10 protein-coding genes are annotated in these 14,942 nt (G+C 53.5%); 4 read left to right on the top strand and 6 right to left on the bottom strand.

Annotation, left to right across the window (positions count from 1 at the left end; all coding sequences use genetic code 11):
• Positions 1-161 precede the first annotated feature (161 nt).
• A complete protein-coding gene (locus JUJ53_RS16075) occupies positions 162-1,523 on the top strand; it encodes a PrsW family glutamic-type intramembrane protease (protein WP_204153053.1) in 1,362 nt (453 codons plus the stop codon).
• A gap of 93 nt (positions 1,524-1,616) precedes the next feature.
• On the opposite strand, the gene JUJ53_RS16080 is transcribed toward JUJ53_RS16075, so the two are convergent.
• A complete protein-coding gene (locus tag JUJ53_RS16080; protein ID WP_204153054.1) occupies positions 1,617-3,617 on the bottom strand; it encodes a PAS domain-containing sensor histidine kinase in 2,001 nt (666 codons plus the stop codon).
• 489 nt (positions 3,618-4,106) lie between these two features.
• Between JUJ53_RS16080 and JUJ53_RS16085 the strand changes: the two genes are divergently transcribed.
• From JUJ53_RS16085 to JUJ53_RS16095, 3 genes are all read left to right on the top strand, one after another.
• Positions 4,107-4,820 (top strand): response regulator transcription factor, encoded by a 714-nt coding sequence (locus JUJ53_RS16085; protein ID WP_204153055.1) that lies wholly within the window; start codon positions 4,107-4,109, stop codon positions 4,818-4,820.
• Positions 4,821-4,915: 95 nt separating this feature from the next.
• Positions 4,916-6,163 carry a PQQ-dependent sugar dehydrogenase gene (locus JUJ53_RS16090; protein WP_239125119.1) on the top strand — a complete coding sequence of 416 codons (1,248 nt, stop codon included), beginning with the start codon at positions 4,916-4,918 and terminating at the stop codon, positions 6,161-6,163.
• A 1,087-nt stretch (positions 6,164-7,250) separates the two neighbouring features.
• Positions 7,251-8,033 (top strand): hypothetical protein, encoded by a 783-nt coding sequence (locus tag JUJ53_RS16095; protein WP_204153056.1) that lies wholly within the window; start codon positions 7,251-7,253, stop codon positions 8,031-8,033.
• Here JUJ53_RS16095 and JUJ53_RS16100 read toward each other — a convergent pair.
• The 5 genes from JUJ53_RS16100 to JUJ53_RS16120 all read right to left on the bottom strand — a co-directional run bounded on the left by JUJ53_RS16100 (position 8,030) and on the right by JUJ53_RS16120 (position 14,714).
• Positions 8,030-9,850, bottom strand: a complete 1,821-nt coding sequence (locus JUJ53_RS16100; RefSeq protein ID WP_204153057.1) for a serine/threonine-protein kinase — start codon at positions 9,848-9,850, stop codon at positions 8,030-8,032. The two genes, JUJ53_RS16095 and JUJ53_RS16100, sit on opposite strands and share 4 nt — an antisense overlap.
• A complete protein-coding gene (locus JUJ53_RS16105; protein WP_204153058.1) occupies positions 9,847-11,709 on the bottom strand; it encodes a serine/threonine-protein kinase in 1,863 nt (620 codons plus the stop codon). The genes JUJ53_RS16100 and JUJ53_RS16105 overlap by 4 nt, the downstream gene beginning before the upstream one ends.
• 131 nt (positions 11,710-11,840) lie before the next feature.
• Complete coding sequence (locus JUJ53_RS16110) at positions 11,841-12,341, bottom strand: GNAT family N-acetyltransferase (RefSeq protein WP_204153059.1); 501 nt, start codon at positions 12,339-12,341, stop codon at positions 11,841-11,843.
• A gap of 121 nt (positions 12,342-12,462) precedes the next feature.
• Positions 12,463-13,581, bottom strand: a complete 1,119-nt coding sequence (gene ruvB, locus JUJ53_RS16115; protein WP_204153060.1) for a Holliday junction branch migration DNA helicase RuvB — start codon at positions 13,579-13,581, stop codon at positions 12,463-12,465.
• Between the two features lie 146 nt (positions 13,582-13,727).
• Positions 13,728-14,714: a hypothetical protein gene (locus JUJ53_RS16120; RefSeq protein ID WP_204153061.1), complete on the bottom strand. Its 987-nt coding sequence runs from the start codon at positions 14,712-14,714 to the stop codon at positions 13,728-13,730.
• Positions 14,715-14,942 lie beyond the last annotated feature (228 nt).

Below are 14,942 nucleotides of genomic sequence, written 5' to 3' on the forward strand. Positions count from 1 at the left end.
CTTTTGCCCTCTTGCCCTTTGCTGGCGCGAAGCGCCTAAAATTTTTTGGGGATAGTGCCAGGTGAGCAATGGCTGATGGATCGCCCTCAAGGAGACGACTCTGTTTATAGTAGGGGAGTGATTGTACGGTTTTTGACCCCACTCCTTCTCCCCAAGCCACTATGACTGGAGCCTATCCCGCCATCCTCCGCCACCTGAATACGGGTCAATCGAGTGATCCGGTTTATACCCTGTCGCCAGACTTCACCGTCGGACGCGAGCCAAAACTCTGCCAGCTCGTCCTAGACTCCGCCCGCTATGGCGAAGTCTCTCGCCAGCACCTGAAGTTTCAAGCTATCGCTGACGTTGATGGAGCGGCATGGCAGGCCTGCGATCTGAATAGCGCCAACGGCACCTACATCAATCAACAGCCCTTGGTGGGCTGCCAGACCCTGCAAACGGGCGATCGCATTCGGCTGGGACGCAACGGGCCAGAATTTATCTTCGAAGCAACCACCACACCCAGAGGAACCGTACCCTCTGGCAACCGCCGCACCGGCAACGCGGGCACCACCCGCCCTCCCGTGCCAGCCCCCGTGGTCTCCCAAGCCGACACCGATGCCCTCAGCCTCAGCCAGCTCCTGCCCATCGTGTCCAAAGGTCGCGAACTCAGCAGCAAAGCCTACCTCATCCCCGGTGTGATTACCGTATCCTTCGTGGTACTCCTGTTTCTCGCCAACGGCGTACCGGAGTTATTCAACCCAGTCTTAGCGCTTTACGTCTCTAGCGGAGCCTGCTACTTTGTCTATTTGCTCTGCGGCAAGACAAAACCCTGGTGGCTGCTGGTCGGCTCTGCCCTCATGACCGTCGTCCTGCTCCTGAGTCCAGTTTTACCATTATTTATCTTAGTATTTCGAAGCATCTTGCCCGGCAGCATTCCGCAAAATATTGAATCCATTGGCTTCATGGAACTGCTCGTGCGTATGTTCTTTGGCGCTGGCTTGATGGAAGAGTTGCTGAAAGCCATTCCTATTTTTCTAGGCGTTGCCCTAGGTCATCGGCTGCGATCGCCCCAGCGAGAACGGTGGGGCGTACTGGAACCGTTGGACGGCATTTTAATCGGCGTGGCATCAGCGGCCGGATTTACCCTGATCGAGACCCTGGGGCAATATGTACCCGATATTATTAACAGTGTTTCCATGCAGGGTGGGCAAGACCTAGGACAGCTTGTGGGTCTGCATCTACTGATTCCCCGCATTCTAGGTTCGATCGCGGGACATATGGCCTACAGTGGCTACTTTGGTTATTTTATTGGACTCAGTGTCCTCAAACCCCGCAGTCGCTGGACGATTCTCGCCATTGGTTACCTAAGTTCATCCTTGCTCCATGCTCTCTGGAATGCGATCGGTATTCTTAGCTTTTTCCTGTTAGCCGTGATTGGCGTCCTGTCCTATGCCTTCTTGGGCGCAGCGATCCTCAAGGCCAGAGAACTATCGCCAACGCGATCGCAGAATTTCGCCACCCGAGTTAGTCGCATACCTTAGAGTAGATGACTCGTCGCACCATCTTATCTTAATGCGTTACGCTGACGCTTTAGCGAAGCCATGCCGCAGGCTATACGCACTCTAAGCATTCTACTAGGATGGGCGAAGGATGGCTTTGGGCCAGGTGAAGTAAATGGTGCAGCCTTCTTGCTCCTGGGATTTGAGCCAAATACTGCATCCTTCAGCTTCAATGATTTTTTTGACAATGGCTAGACCGATGCCGGTACTTTCATTCACATCTCGTGATTTAAGGGTTTGGAAAATGGTGAAGATCTTGCTGTGATATTTGGGATCAATGCCAGGGCCATCGTCAGCGATCGCAAACTCGTAGGTGGTTTCCAACTCTTTAATATGGATAAAAATATTCCCATCATTACGATGGTGGTGTTGGATGGCATTGCTGATCAAGTTGGCCAACACTTGGCGTAGTAGCAGTCGCTTGGTTGTGAAGGTAGGAATGGTGGGCGGTAGATGGAGGATAAATGTTGGAAGAGGATCTAGAAGATCGATTACCTCTAGCAGCAGATCGTTGAGGTTGATTGTTTCTTCTTGAATCTCAATGCGTCCGACGCGAGAATATTCCAACAATCCATTAATCAAGGCCTCCATGCGATGAACCCGTCCGCGCAGGAGCTGCATTTGCCGTTGATTTTCTAGCGGTAGCTTATCTCCTAGATCTTCTTCGATCCATTCTGATAAGTTAGCGATCGCCCTCAGGGGAGCTTTTAGATCATGGGATGAAACATAGGCAAACTGATCCAGTTCTTCGTTGCGATGTTTGAGTAAGGCAGTCGTGCGAGATAGCAACGCATTGATATAGGTCAGTTCCTCAGCCCGTTCTCGCAACGCAATTTCCGATCGCTTACGTTCACTAATATCTTCAATGACGGCTAAGAGATACTGCACCTGCTCCGTGCGATCGTCGTTGTCTATAGATGACTGGAGCCATGCCTGGATGCTCACGTCGGCTGGATAAGCACTGCGCACGGCTGAAGCCGTAATTTTGACCCAGATCCGTGATCCATCGTGGCGCACATACTCTTTTTCCAGGTTGCAGGTTTCTGCCTCTCCCTGAAATAATTGATCAATAATTTGGCGATCGCGCTCTAGGTATTCCGGCGGCGTCACGTCTTGATACCTCTGCGCCATCAACTCATCTCGGCTATAGCCCAAAATGTTGCATAGGGTTTGGTTGACCCGCAGCCACTGTCCTTGGCGTGATACATGGGCAATGCCCACCGCCGCCTGCTCAAAGGTAGCGCGGAAGCGTTCTTCACTATCTTTGATAGCCAACTCTGCCTGTTTGCGATCGCTGATGTCGGTAATGGTGCCAATGTAGCCCACAACTTCCCCAGCTTCATTGGTTTGGGGAATAGCCTGACCCAGTACCCAGGTGACGGTTTGGTCGTCGCGCAGAAAGCGATACTCTAGCTGAAAAGGTAGTTGCGCCTGCACACAGCGCTGCCATTCTGCCACAACCCGATCGCGATCAATGGGATGTAGCGCCGCCGCCCACTGGGAACCCGACGCCTCCGGCGTATGCACACCCGTGATGGCACACCAACTCTGGTTGACATATAGCCGATTCCCTTGGTGGTCGGTGCGGAAAACGCCCACCGGCAAGAGCTTCGCTAGGGTTTCATAGCGGCGATCGCTCTCCCGCAAAGACTGCTCCATCAGCCGGTGTTCCGTAATATCTTCAAACCCCAACCCCACACAGCGGTTGGGTAAGGGAAAGACCTGCACGCGGTAGATGCCGACCGTTGTTGTTGTGCTGTAGTAGGATTCAGCGCGATGAGAACTGGTGCGTCCGGTGCAGGCGATCGCTGCGTAGTGGTTGAGCAACGTTGGATCTTGCCGCACGAGGTCTGGAAAGCAATCCACCAAGCGATCGCCCACCCGTTGATTAAGCGGCACCCCCGTTACGTGAACGGCCGCTGGATTAAACGCCACGAGTTCTAACGATGTCGGATCATTGGGCTCGGGCAAATGCCAGATAGTGAGACCAAGCTGAATATTGCGTACAACTTCTGAACAAAGATCCATATGCCCCACGTCATGGGGAAATGGCAAATCGCGATAATTTGGCTGCATGATATCTGAACGTAACAAAAATCTAGAGAAGGGTTGGAGAAAAGGCAACGAATAGGGCGTTGACCACGGGGCATTGCCGGGGCATTATCGGTGCATTGTCGGGGCATTGTCATTGTATGTATCTTGACCGTGCACACCTAGCTCTATTATTGGCTGACTCTCTCTAGTTCGTAGTACGCCTCTGGTTAGATCTTTGCTAAGGTACCCGGGGGGTTGCTTCAATCGTTCGTTAGGTTTTGTACCCAAGACCATGTCCGTGATTTCTACCGTGTCTAGGGGCGATCGCTGATGGGTCATGCGGTTGCGGTTGCATAGACGGGACTCGTTTTTTAGGATGAAGAGCGATCGCCCTCATCAGAGCCAGCCGCCCCATAGATTCGTAGTCTATCCAAAGATAGATGCTGTTTCCCAGCATTTCTCGTCATAGTGAAACTGGGTAAATGGTGTTTGACCTTACCCACACGTTCACACGTCAGAGGTAATTGAGTCATGACCCCGATCCGCGTTGCCTTAGTTGAAGATCATGCGTTGACTCGAATGGGTCTCAGAGCCACCCTAGAGCAATATGACACCATTGCTGTGGTGGGAGATGCCAAAGATGGTAGAACTGGCCTGCAGATGTTACAGCGAACCCAGCCCGATGTGGCGCTGATCGACATCGGCCTACCGGATCTCGACGGCATTGAGCTGACCCGTCAGTTTCAACTTAAGCAAGCTGAGATAGATGCCCCTCCCGTCAAGATTATCATCCTCACGATGCATGATGAAGAAGATGCGGTGTTGGCCGCTTTTGGTGCCGGTGCAGACTCGTATTGCATGAAAGATGTGCAAGTCGAGCAGTTGGTGGAAGCCATTCAGGCAACGGCTGCTGGCCAGGCTTGGATTGATCCAGCGATCGCCAATATTATTCTACGCAACATGCGCCAGTCCTACGGCTCCATGGACAATCCCCCTGCAGGGATATCAATTACGGCGTCGGAGCCAGAGTATCAAACAATTATTGATACCTTTCCATTAACCCATCGCGAGCTAGAGATTTTAGAACTGATTGTGGCTGGTGGTAGCAATGCCAAAATTGCCAACGCCTTAGACGTGACGGTAGGTACGATCAAAACCCATGTGCGCCACATTCTTAGTAAACTCTGTGCTGACGATCGCACCCAGGCGGCAGTTCGGGCGCTGCGATCGGGGTTAGTTTGTTAGACTTATCCTAACAATCTCGCTAGGTCTCGCGATGTCATCTGCGGCTGCGGTGATTGATGTTGCTCCATCCTGTTGAACCTATGTCCCTGAAATCCATGTCACTTCGGCACTATACCGCTAGCTTTGCGCTGCTTGCTCTCATGGGCTGCAGCACCCCCAATCTCTCTGCCGAGCCGAGCGATCCGTCTGCAACGGAGCAAGGCGATCCACAAGCCGAGGTGATGGAGGTGGATGAAGCGGTGGATGAAGAGACGGACGCAGCGGTGGCGATCGCTGATCCTGTCTCGGTGCAGCCGGTGACCGTCATGGATAATCTAGAACATCCTTGGGGCATGGATTGGCTGCCAGATGGCACGATGTTGGTGACTGAGCGTCCTGGCCGTTTGCGGATTATTCGAGATGGAACCCTCGATCCCACGCCCATTCCTGGCCTGCCCAATCTGCTCGTTGAAGGGCAAGCCGGGCTGTTAGATATTGCCGTTCATCCCAAGTTTGAAGACAACCGCTGGGTTTACTTTACCTACTCCAGCGGCGATCGCAACGCTAACCAAACCCGTGTGGGTCGCGCAGAATTCGACGGCACCTCTTTGAGAAATTGGACCGTAGTCTTTGAGGTGGGGCGTGCGAAACCCGATACCCAGCACTTCGGATCGCGGCTGGTCTGGCTGCCTGATGATACGCTGCTGGTGTCGATTGGCGATGGCGGCAACCCGCCGGTGCAACTGGATGGTGAGCTAATTCGCAGCCAGGCACAGAATCTAAACAGCCGTCTGGGTAAGATTGTGCGCATTCATGATGATGGCTCGATTCCAGACGACAATCCCTTTGTCGGTGATGATGCGGCCGATGATGCGGTGTGGAGCTATGGCCATCGCAATATCCAAGGCCTGGATAGAGATCCGGTCACCGGTCAGGTTTGGGCAACAGAGCATGGATCCCGAGGGGGCGATGAGCTGAACTGGGTGCGGGCGGGGGAGAACTATGGCTGGCCGTTGGTGACCCACAGTAGGGAATATACCGGGGGTGAAATTTCACCGGATCAGTCGCGGCCGGGGATGGTGGATCCTAGCCTCGTTTGGACACCAGCCAAGGCCCCGTCTGGTCTGCTCATCTACCGAGGCGATCGCATCCCTCAATGGCAGGGACATTTATTTGCTGGAGGTCTGCGATCCCAAGAGGTGTTGCGCATTCAAGTAGATAGCGCTGGCAATGTGGTAGACCAAGAAGCGATCGCCATCGGACAACGGGTGCGAGATGTGCAGCAGGGCCCGGACGGTCTAATCTATGTGCTCACCGATGATCCAAACGGTCGCCTGGTTCGCCTAGAACCTGATGCTGGCTAAGGGACTGGCTTGGCTAATGATGGCTTTTCCTCGGACAGTCTTGCTTAATCATTGACAGGTATCTATAGATATATCTCTACAGCGATAGATACCTGTCTCTGAGGTAACCATCGTTGTCACGGAACGTCAATGTGACCGAACGTCACGGAACGTCAATGTGACCGAACGTCAATGTTACTGAACGTCAATAGATCGTTGATGGCAGAGACCATCACGGATACTTTGCTGCTTAACCATCAAGCCTGTGATTGACCACTAGATATAGTCGATCACGGATACTTTACTGCTTAACTATAAGCCTGGGGTTGACCACTAGATATAGTTGATCTTGCCCTGAAATCTATGATGACGGCATGATATACAGAATAAAAAATGGGTGGGTAGTTGTTTTTGATCGCGATCGCCCAGGGTGTTGGAACCTTGCAAGTATCATCTGACCTTTGACCTGGTTTGATCTAGATTCTGATCTCTAGATTCTGATCTCTAGATTCTGATCTAGATAGAGATTGACCCTGCATACTCTTTGCTGAGAGAAAATTAGGGGCTGATCGGAGGCTATTAGGGAGCGATCGCCTGCTAGGGACAAAACGGCCAGCGAAATGAGTCATATCTATCAAAAATCTCGATCAAAAGTCTGCGAACGTATAGATCATTTGCCAGAGTCGGAATATGCTGGGTATAGATGTCTGTTTTAGCCGGATGTCTGGAGCAGTAATTTGTAAAGTCACGATACAGTTGGCAACGATGTTGTTGTAGCCTGATGACGAACTTGGGTTATGAAAAGAAGACCATCTCCAAGCCTGGAGATAGAATTCATGCCTAGGGGTAAGTTATGGAACAGCGGCTATCCATGAGCCCAGATTCCATAGCTGTTGCGGGTTGTATCTGTCCATCCGGGCTGGAATTGAGCTGTTTCACAGGTTGGGATAGCGCTCTGGCGATCTACGGATGATCTGTAGGTTTGGGTGTGGTCTTCTCAATGGGTTCAGGGTCTATGAGTTCAGGATATTAATGTCTATGTATGGTTTGATATCCGCATAGCTGTGTTTTAATTAAATTCACCCCAAAGATTTAAGAGGTCATCTTCATGAAACGTTCCGCAACATCGGTAGATCCCTCAGATGTGGTGCAGGTCAATTTGTTGCAGGCCCGAGAAAACTTAGCCGCTCAAGAAGCTCAGCTTTTAGCAGATCTTGCACAGATTCGAAAAGGGATCGAAAGTATTGACACAACCATTCAAGTCGTTCGTCAAACCTTAGGCATAGCAAACCATACGGGGTCTATGACAACGGTTGAACCAATGTCTTCCCATACCCTCAACGGTGCCACGCCTCCTCCTGCAGTATCTCCATCGGTCGATCGCTCTACCCCAGCTCCTAAAGCAAAACGGCAAAAACCTGGCCCCAAGCCAAAACTTCAGCCGGTCAGTGAGCCAGCACCAGCGATCGCTAAGGACGAGACAACGACCGCCAAGGCACCGAAATCATCTACCCAACCTGCAACTACCAAGACCACTACAGCTAAGTCGGCTAGTACCCGAGGGCGCAAGAAATCTGAGGCAAAAGCCAAGACGACTAAGACGACCGCAAAACGGAAAACCTCTACTGCCGATACGGGCTGGCAGCACTATATGTTGGCTGACTATCGCACCCAACCATTAACAGAAGTGGTGCATTCTATCTTTGAGGCATCTCCCGACGCGGTGATGGGTTCGAGTGATTTGATTAGCCATATTTTTTCTCCGGAAATTCCCAAGGATGCCCGCACTACGGCCCGCGATCGCCTGTTGAATATCCTATCGATTGGGGTGAATGACAACAAGTTGGAGCGGGTGAAGTCGGGTAAGTATCGGCTGGTGGTGTCTTCCTAATGTCCTCGCCATAGACGCAGGGTGCGATCTTGGCTGGCGCTGATCAGCCGTCCGTCGGGATGAAAGGCGATCGCCTCGATGGCGGCGGTGTGGTCGGTGAGGGTGGCTAGGAGTTGGCCGGTGATCACCGACCACAGTTTGATGGTGCTATCTTGACTGCCGGTGGCTAAGATCTGGGCATCGGCACTCAGCGCTAGGGTACGAATGGGCAGTAGATGTCCGGATAGGGCATGGTACAGTCCGCCGGTATTCAGATGTCGCAGACGAATGCTCATGTCCCAACTGCCGGTGACTACCGTTTGCTGCTCCGGCTCTTCCGGGTCGGGGGAGGGGATCAGGGCGATGGCGCTCACGGATCCACCATGTTTGGCCAACTGGCGCAGGCAGATGCGCAGGTTTAGGTTCCAAACCCGTAGGTTGCCATCCGCATCGCCGCTTACCATCACCGGGGCCGTGGGGCTGACGGCTAGAGACTCCACCGGGGCGCTATGTCCCTCAAAGATATGCAGCAGTTTTCCGTGGCGATCCCACAGCCGCAGATGGCGATCGCGGCCAGCGCTGATCAGATGGCTTTCCTGGGTAAATGCCAGGGCGGTAACCAGTTCACCTTGCTCTAGCAACACTTGGGGTGTCGGACGATCTAGCTCCCATAGCTTGAGGGTGCGATCGTAGCCACTGCTGGCCACCATGGCCGTCGCGGGGGAGTAGGCGAGGGCGGCGATGCTGTAGGCATGACCCACCCAGGTACGTTCCAGCTCCGTTCCCTGCCAAAGGGCGATCGCTCCCTGTTGATCGCCGGTGAGCATCTGCCCCATAGGCAGCAGCGCCAAGCGGGTGATCGGGTGCTCGACGGTCACGGTCGTCTCACAGACCCAGGATAGATCTGGGGGCTGGGTGTCGGGCAGGGGCAGGGGAGGCTGGCTAGCGGGAATGATCAGGGTGGAGGATGAGCCTGGACAGTGGAGTAAGACATCCTTGAGGGCGATCTCGGCGCTGGCGTAGCGTTCGGTTAAATTACGGCATACGAGGCGATCGAGGATCTGCGCTAAGTCGTCCGTGATCGGGCCGGACACGCTACGCCACAGCCAACTGCCGTCCCGGAAATTGAATAATTCAAAGGGCGACAGTCCCGTGAGTAAATGCAGGCAGGTGGTGCCTAAGCTATAGAGATCGCTGGCAAAGGTGACCTGGCCTGCCAGTTGCTCGGGGGCAATATATTCAGCGCTGCCGATCATGGTGCCGGGTTTGGCGAGGGTAGACTGGGTGGCGATCTTGGCGGATCCAAAGTCTACGAGGGTAAGATAGCCTAGGTCAAACCGACCGTCGCGGCGGATCAGGTTGGTGGGCTTCACGTCGCGATGGATCAGCCGTTGACTGTGCAGATACTTGAGCAACAGCAGTCCTTCTTGGAGCACCGTCCAGATTTTATCTTCGCCAAAGGCTCCGCTGGCCTGGAGTTCTTGCCCAAGATTGGGGCCAGGAATGTAGTCTTGCACCAGGTAATGGTGCTGGTCGCGTTCAAAGTAGGCCAAGACATTAGGCAACTGCGCATGTTTGAACAGCGGTTCGATGCGGGCAATCTGGTAACGAAAGGCTTCTCCATCGCCCTGCTGCTCAAATTCTTTGATCACACAGCGATTGTGGGTGAGACGGCGTTGATCGGTGGCCAAGAAGGTGCGGCTCGATCCACCGCCGCCGATGGGCTGTACGGCTGCGTAGCGATCGCCCAACCGCACTCGCGATCCGCAATGCACACAAAAATGATCGCCCTGGGGGGTGCTAGGGGATGGACAGGTTGGATGCAAACAATAGCTCATGGCGTACCCCGATCTAATCCCAGTGGTTCGTAGGTCCAAAGTTGCAGCGTTTCATCTGCCCCGGCGCTCACCAATCCGCCGCTATCCGGGCAGATGGCGATCGCATTCACCACCCAAGCCGTTTTCAGCGATCCGCCATGGCGAAACCGCGATCGCTCCCAGCGTCCAATCTGCAGTTGGCTATCATCGCCGCCGCTAGCCAGAAACTGACCGTCAGGACTGAGGGCCAGGGTGTTGATGGCCCCTTGATGGGCGCGAATGGTCTGCTGGCAAACTTGCTCTAGGGTATCCCATACCATCAGGGAGCGATCGCTGATGGTGATCAGCCATTGGCGGTCGGCACTGAGGGCGATGGCGCGAGCTGGGGCATCTTGTTTCAGCGTATTCCACAACGGCACCTGTCCCGTCTGCCGCAGGTTACCCAAATCCCAAATGCGCACCAGGCGATCGCCCCCACTCACCAGCCAAGCGCCATCGAGGCTGATCTGGAGAGCCGTCACTGGCACAGACTGGGGGCGTAGGGTTTGCAGACGTTCCCGCCGGGTAATATCCCAAAGCTGAATGGCACCATCGGCGCTACCCACGGCCAGGGTTCGATCATCGCCACTGAGGGCGATCGCCGTCACCCCCCAACTATGGGCCGGCACCATGCCAATGGCGGTACGGCGCGGCACATCCCAGAGCCATACGGTGCCATCGTCACTGCCGCTCAGTAACGTTTGGGCATCGCTGGTGAAGGCCAGGGCGTTGACTGGGGCAGAGTGGCCGTCTTTCCCCCAGGGCGATCGCCCCTCGAAGCTATGGATCAACTTGCCGGTATATAGGCCCCAGAGCTTGATGGACTGATCCCGACTAGCGCTGGCCAAGAGGGTACCATCGGGACTGATGGCGATCGCCAAAACACTGCCGGTATGGCCGCGAAACACCCGCGTGCAGCGCCAGCCGCTGGTTTGGGGCCGTGCCGGTGCGGCCGGGCGAGGTGGCCGCGATCGCCGAATATCCTCCAACACCTCACTAGCCGTGGCGTAGCGACGGCTCAGGGATCGTTCTAATAATCGGTTTAGCACCCGCATTAGGCGATCGCTCACCGGCTGGGGCAGATACTGCGACCACACCCAACCATCATCACTGACGCTGTACAGATCAAAGGGATGCTGATCCGTCAGCAGATGAACACAGGTGACCCCGAGACTGTAGAGATCACTGGCGAACACGGCTTTACCTAGGGCCTGCTCTGGCGCTGCATAGCCCGCACTGCCGATCACTGTGCCGGTGCGGGCCAGGGCCGTACCCGTGGCATATTTCGATGCGCCAAAATCGACTAAGGCGAGGTGGCGATCGCCCGTGCGGATAATATTGGCCGGCTTAAGATCTCGGTGGATCACCCGAGCGCTGTGGATAAAATCCAGAACCGGCAGCAAGGATTTCAGTACATACCACACCTGGGATTCCCGCAGCGGCCCCTGCTCTTTCAGCACCTGTTCCAAATCCTGCCCGTCAATAAACTCCTGCACCAGGTAGTAATACCCCGCCTGCTCCACCTGGGCTAGGAATTTGGGAATCTGCGGATGATCGCCCAATTCCGCCAACCGAGCCGCTTCCTCCTGGAAGAGCATGGCCGCCTGCTCCGCATAGTCGCGCCCCTGCAACTGCGGCAAAAACTGCTTCACCACACAGCGATCGCGCCCCGGTAGGGTCTCATCCACGGCCAAAAAGGTCGCCCCAAAGCCCCCCTGCCGCAGCGGTCGCAGCAACCGGAAGCGATCGCCCAACATCAGCGCCGTACCGCAGGCATCACAATGCAGCCCATGGCGATCATTTTGGGGACTGGGGCAAACCGGGTTGGGACAATAGCTCATGCCGTGGTGACATCTAGACTATGTTCATCTTAGTGGGCTCTGTGGAATCACAGTCTATGGATACCACCCCACCCGTATTCCCTTCGCCCGCAAAGTATCCGATAGCGTTGCGCCTAGAACAACCTGAACAGCTATGACAGAAGGAGCTGCAAAAACTTCAGGTCAAGCCAGCGATCGAACTTATAGCCAACTTGAGGAAAATGGGCCACTTCTTGAAAGCCAAAACAGCGATGTAGCCGCAGACTGGCTTCATTGTTGGCATCAATGCCCGCCACCATGGCATGGATGTTCATGGCTCGCGCCGCTTCAATCAGGGGCTTCATTAACTGTTTACCCACACCCCGGCCGCGATCGCTGGCGGCGACATAGATCGATAGCTCCACGGTGTATTGATAGGCGGCCCAGGCGCGAAAGGGGCCAAAGGAACTGAAACCCACAACCCTTCCTTGGCGTTCTGCCACAAAAATGGGAAAGCCTTGGTCTACTTTGGCGGCATACCAAGCCTGGCGCATGGCTAGGGTATGGGGCTCATAGTCGTAGGAGGCGGTGGTATGTAAGACGGCATCGTTATAGATCTCCAAAATATCGGGGAGATCGGCGTCAGTCGCGGAGCGGAGGGTCACCTGATCCATGCAAGTCTCTGTTCTTAAATCCAGATGCCACCCTACACAAAAATGCGATCGCGAATAGTGTTTTGGCTTACCCTGATCTAGACCGCTCGCAGGGGGAGTGAGCAAGTCCTACGCCGCATCGTCAAGACAAGAGGGGAAGTTGTTGGTCGGGCGGTTGGTAGCCCAGATGCTGCCAGGCGGCGCGGGTGGCAATGCGGCCGCGGGGGGTGCGGTTGAGGTAGCCGATTTGCAAGAGGTAGGGTTCATAAACTTCTTCGATGGTTTGGGCATCTTCGCCGGTGGCAGCGGCTAGGGTATCGAGACCCACCGGGCCGCCGCCAAAGTTTTCGATCATCATCGATAGCAAGCGTCGGTCTGTCCAGTCTAGACCGCAGGGATCGACGTTAAATAGCTCCAAGGCTTCCGCCGCGATCGCTTCGGTGACTTCCGAGCCCGATGCTTTCACCTCTAGATAATCCCGCACCCGTCGCAGCAGGCGGTTGGCAATCCGCGGTGTACCCCGTGCCCGGCGGGCAATTTCGGCCGCCCCCTCAGGGGTAACGGCGGTGGTGAGAATGGTGGCGGTGCGCTGGACAATCTCGGTCAGTTCTTCAACGGTATAGAACCGGAGCCGTTGGACGAGGCCGAAGCGATCGCGTAGGGGCGACGACAGGGCCCCCACTCGTGTAGTTGCGCCTACCAAGGTGAAGCGCTGTAGGGGAATACTGCGGGTGCGAGCGCTTTGCCCTTTGCCCACGGTGATATCTAGGCGAAAGTCTTCCATGGCTGGATAGAGAATTTCTTCTGTGACCCTAGGCAGGCGATGGATTTCATCGATAAACAAAATGTCGCCGGGTTTCAGGTTAATCAACAGGCCGACAATATCGCGGGGACGCTCTAGGGCTGGGGCGGTGGTGATCTTGCAGCCCACTTTCATTTCGCTAGACAAAATCAAGGCCATGGTGGTCTTTCCCAATCCAGGCGGCCCGTAGAGCAATAGATGATCCAAGGACTCTTGACGTGACTGGGCGGCTTTGATGGCAATGTCTAACACGTCTTTCAAGGACGATTGCCCGATGTAGTCGCCAATGCGCTGAGGTCGCAGGGATTCTTCTGCCTTGCCCGTTTCTTGCACTTGGGCATCGGGCTGCAGCAAGGCCGCTTCAGGCGGACGAGGCACCCGAGGGGCGATCGCTTTTGGATCGGGGCTGTCTGATCCAGGCTGGTTGGGATCGGGTTGCTTGGAGGAAATAATGGCCATAGGAACGCTCCCAGAAGGGCGATCGCACATCACGTTCCTTTGTACTATACCATCGTGCCCCATCCGGTATGTGTCAACGTGGGGTCGATAGCGTTGTGGCTTCAGAAGCCCCTGTTGTTGGGGATTTGATAAACACCGTCAGTTTTTTATTCATGTTTAGTGTCTTTTGCAGATCTTTGTTTCCTAATTTGATCCCACCGAAATTCTCTCCAGACCACATCCCAATCAGAAGTTTTTTCGTGGCATAAAATTTTTGGAAAAAAGTCTATACATGTATGATCATAATAACTTTTTTCGTATATGTTTCGGTTGCTTAGGTAGTGTTTCAATGCTAGTGGGAATATAAAACTACTTAAAAGCAAATGCTCCTTCAAAGTCCATATGGATGCATAGGACTCATGACTGTGCCCGTGAGCTAGGCTTCCTCTTTTTATGACGATATCTCTCATCCAAACCTCTTGTATGGATGTATCTTTTTGAAGCTTCTGCTTTTTATCTTGTTGCCGTTGTTGCCGTTGTTGCCATTGTTGCCCCCTATAACAATCAATGATGTCCATATCAGATTGCGTGCCGAGTAATTGAGTGAACCTATTAGCTAAATCTTCGTCTGCGCTGCCCTTAGATCTCTTTTGGCTATTGGATTTTAGCAATCGCTCAAAGGCGCTCACTGAGAAGACAAGTTCTATTGCCTCAGATGTATATGGGCCATCCGAGTTGGATAAATTAAAACTTATTATCCCCTGAAAAATACTTTCCCACTTATTTAATCGAGATTGAGCAGAAATTAAAGAATGCAAGAAGTCCTCGTTCAATCTTGTCCTTAAATGACGTACATGGCTAGGCATTACTTCTCGAAATTTATGTTTTGATATGATGTTCTCATTGCAACCATCTCTTCGTCTAGTGATTGTTTTATAAGCGACCGAGTTACTAAATCTTTTTAGCTGAAAGTTGTCTCTGTTGCAATAATCCTGGCTACCCGAGAAAAATGTTCTACCACTCAATCCACAAAAAGTTATTAACTCTATCCATAAAGCAAGCTTTTCCTCTAATTTTTTACTGATCTTATCAATCAATCTGGGCATTGATTGATAAGATCGTGATGCTCTGGACATTTCTGGTGTCACTTTCATAAAAATGATTTAGGTAGTCTTCCAGTGCAGATACGGTTTCCTGATCATATTCTGTCGGTCTACTTCCTTTGTCGAAAGGTAGCAGGCTGAAATCATCTAAATGAACAGCTTCAGAAATCCTGAACCAAGGGAAAAAAACTAGGGCGGCAAAACTAGCTGGAGAAAGAGGAGACAATTGGCTAGGCTAGGCACAGAGGCGAGAACAGGGTGAGGCAATCAAGATGGTCA

It is taken from the genome of Leptolyngbya sp. CCY15150 (assembly GCF_016888135.1).
GTDB lineage: Bacteria > Cyanobacteriota > Cyanobacteriia > RECH01 > RECH01 > RECH01.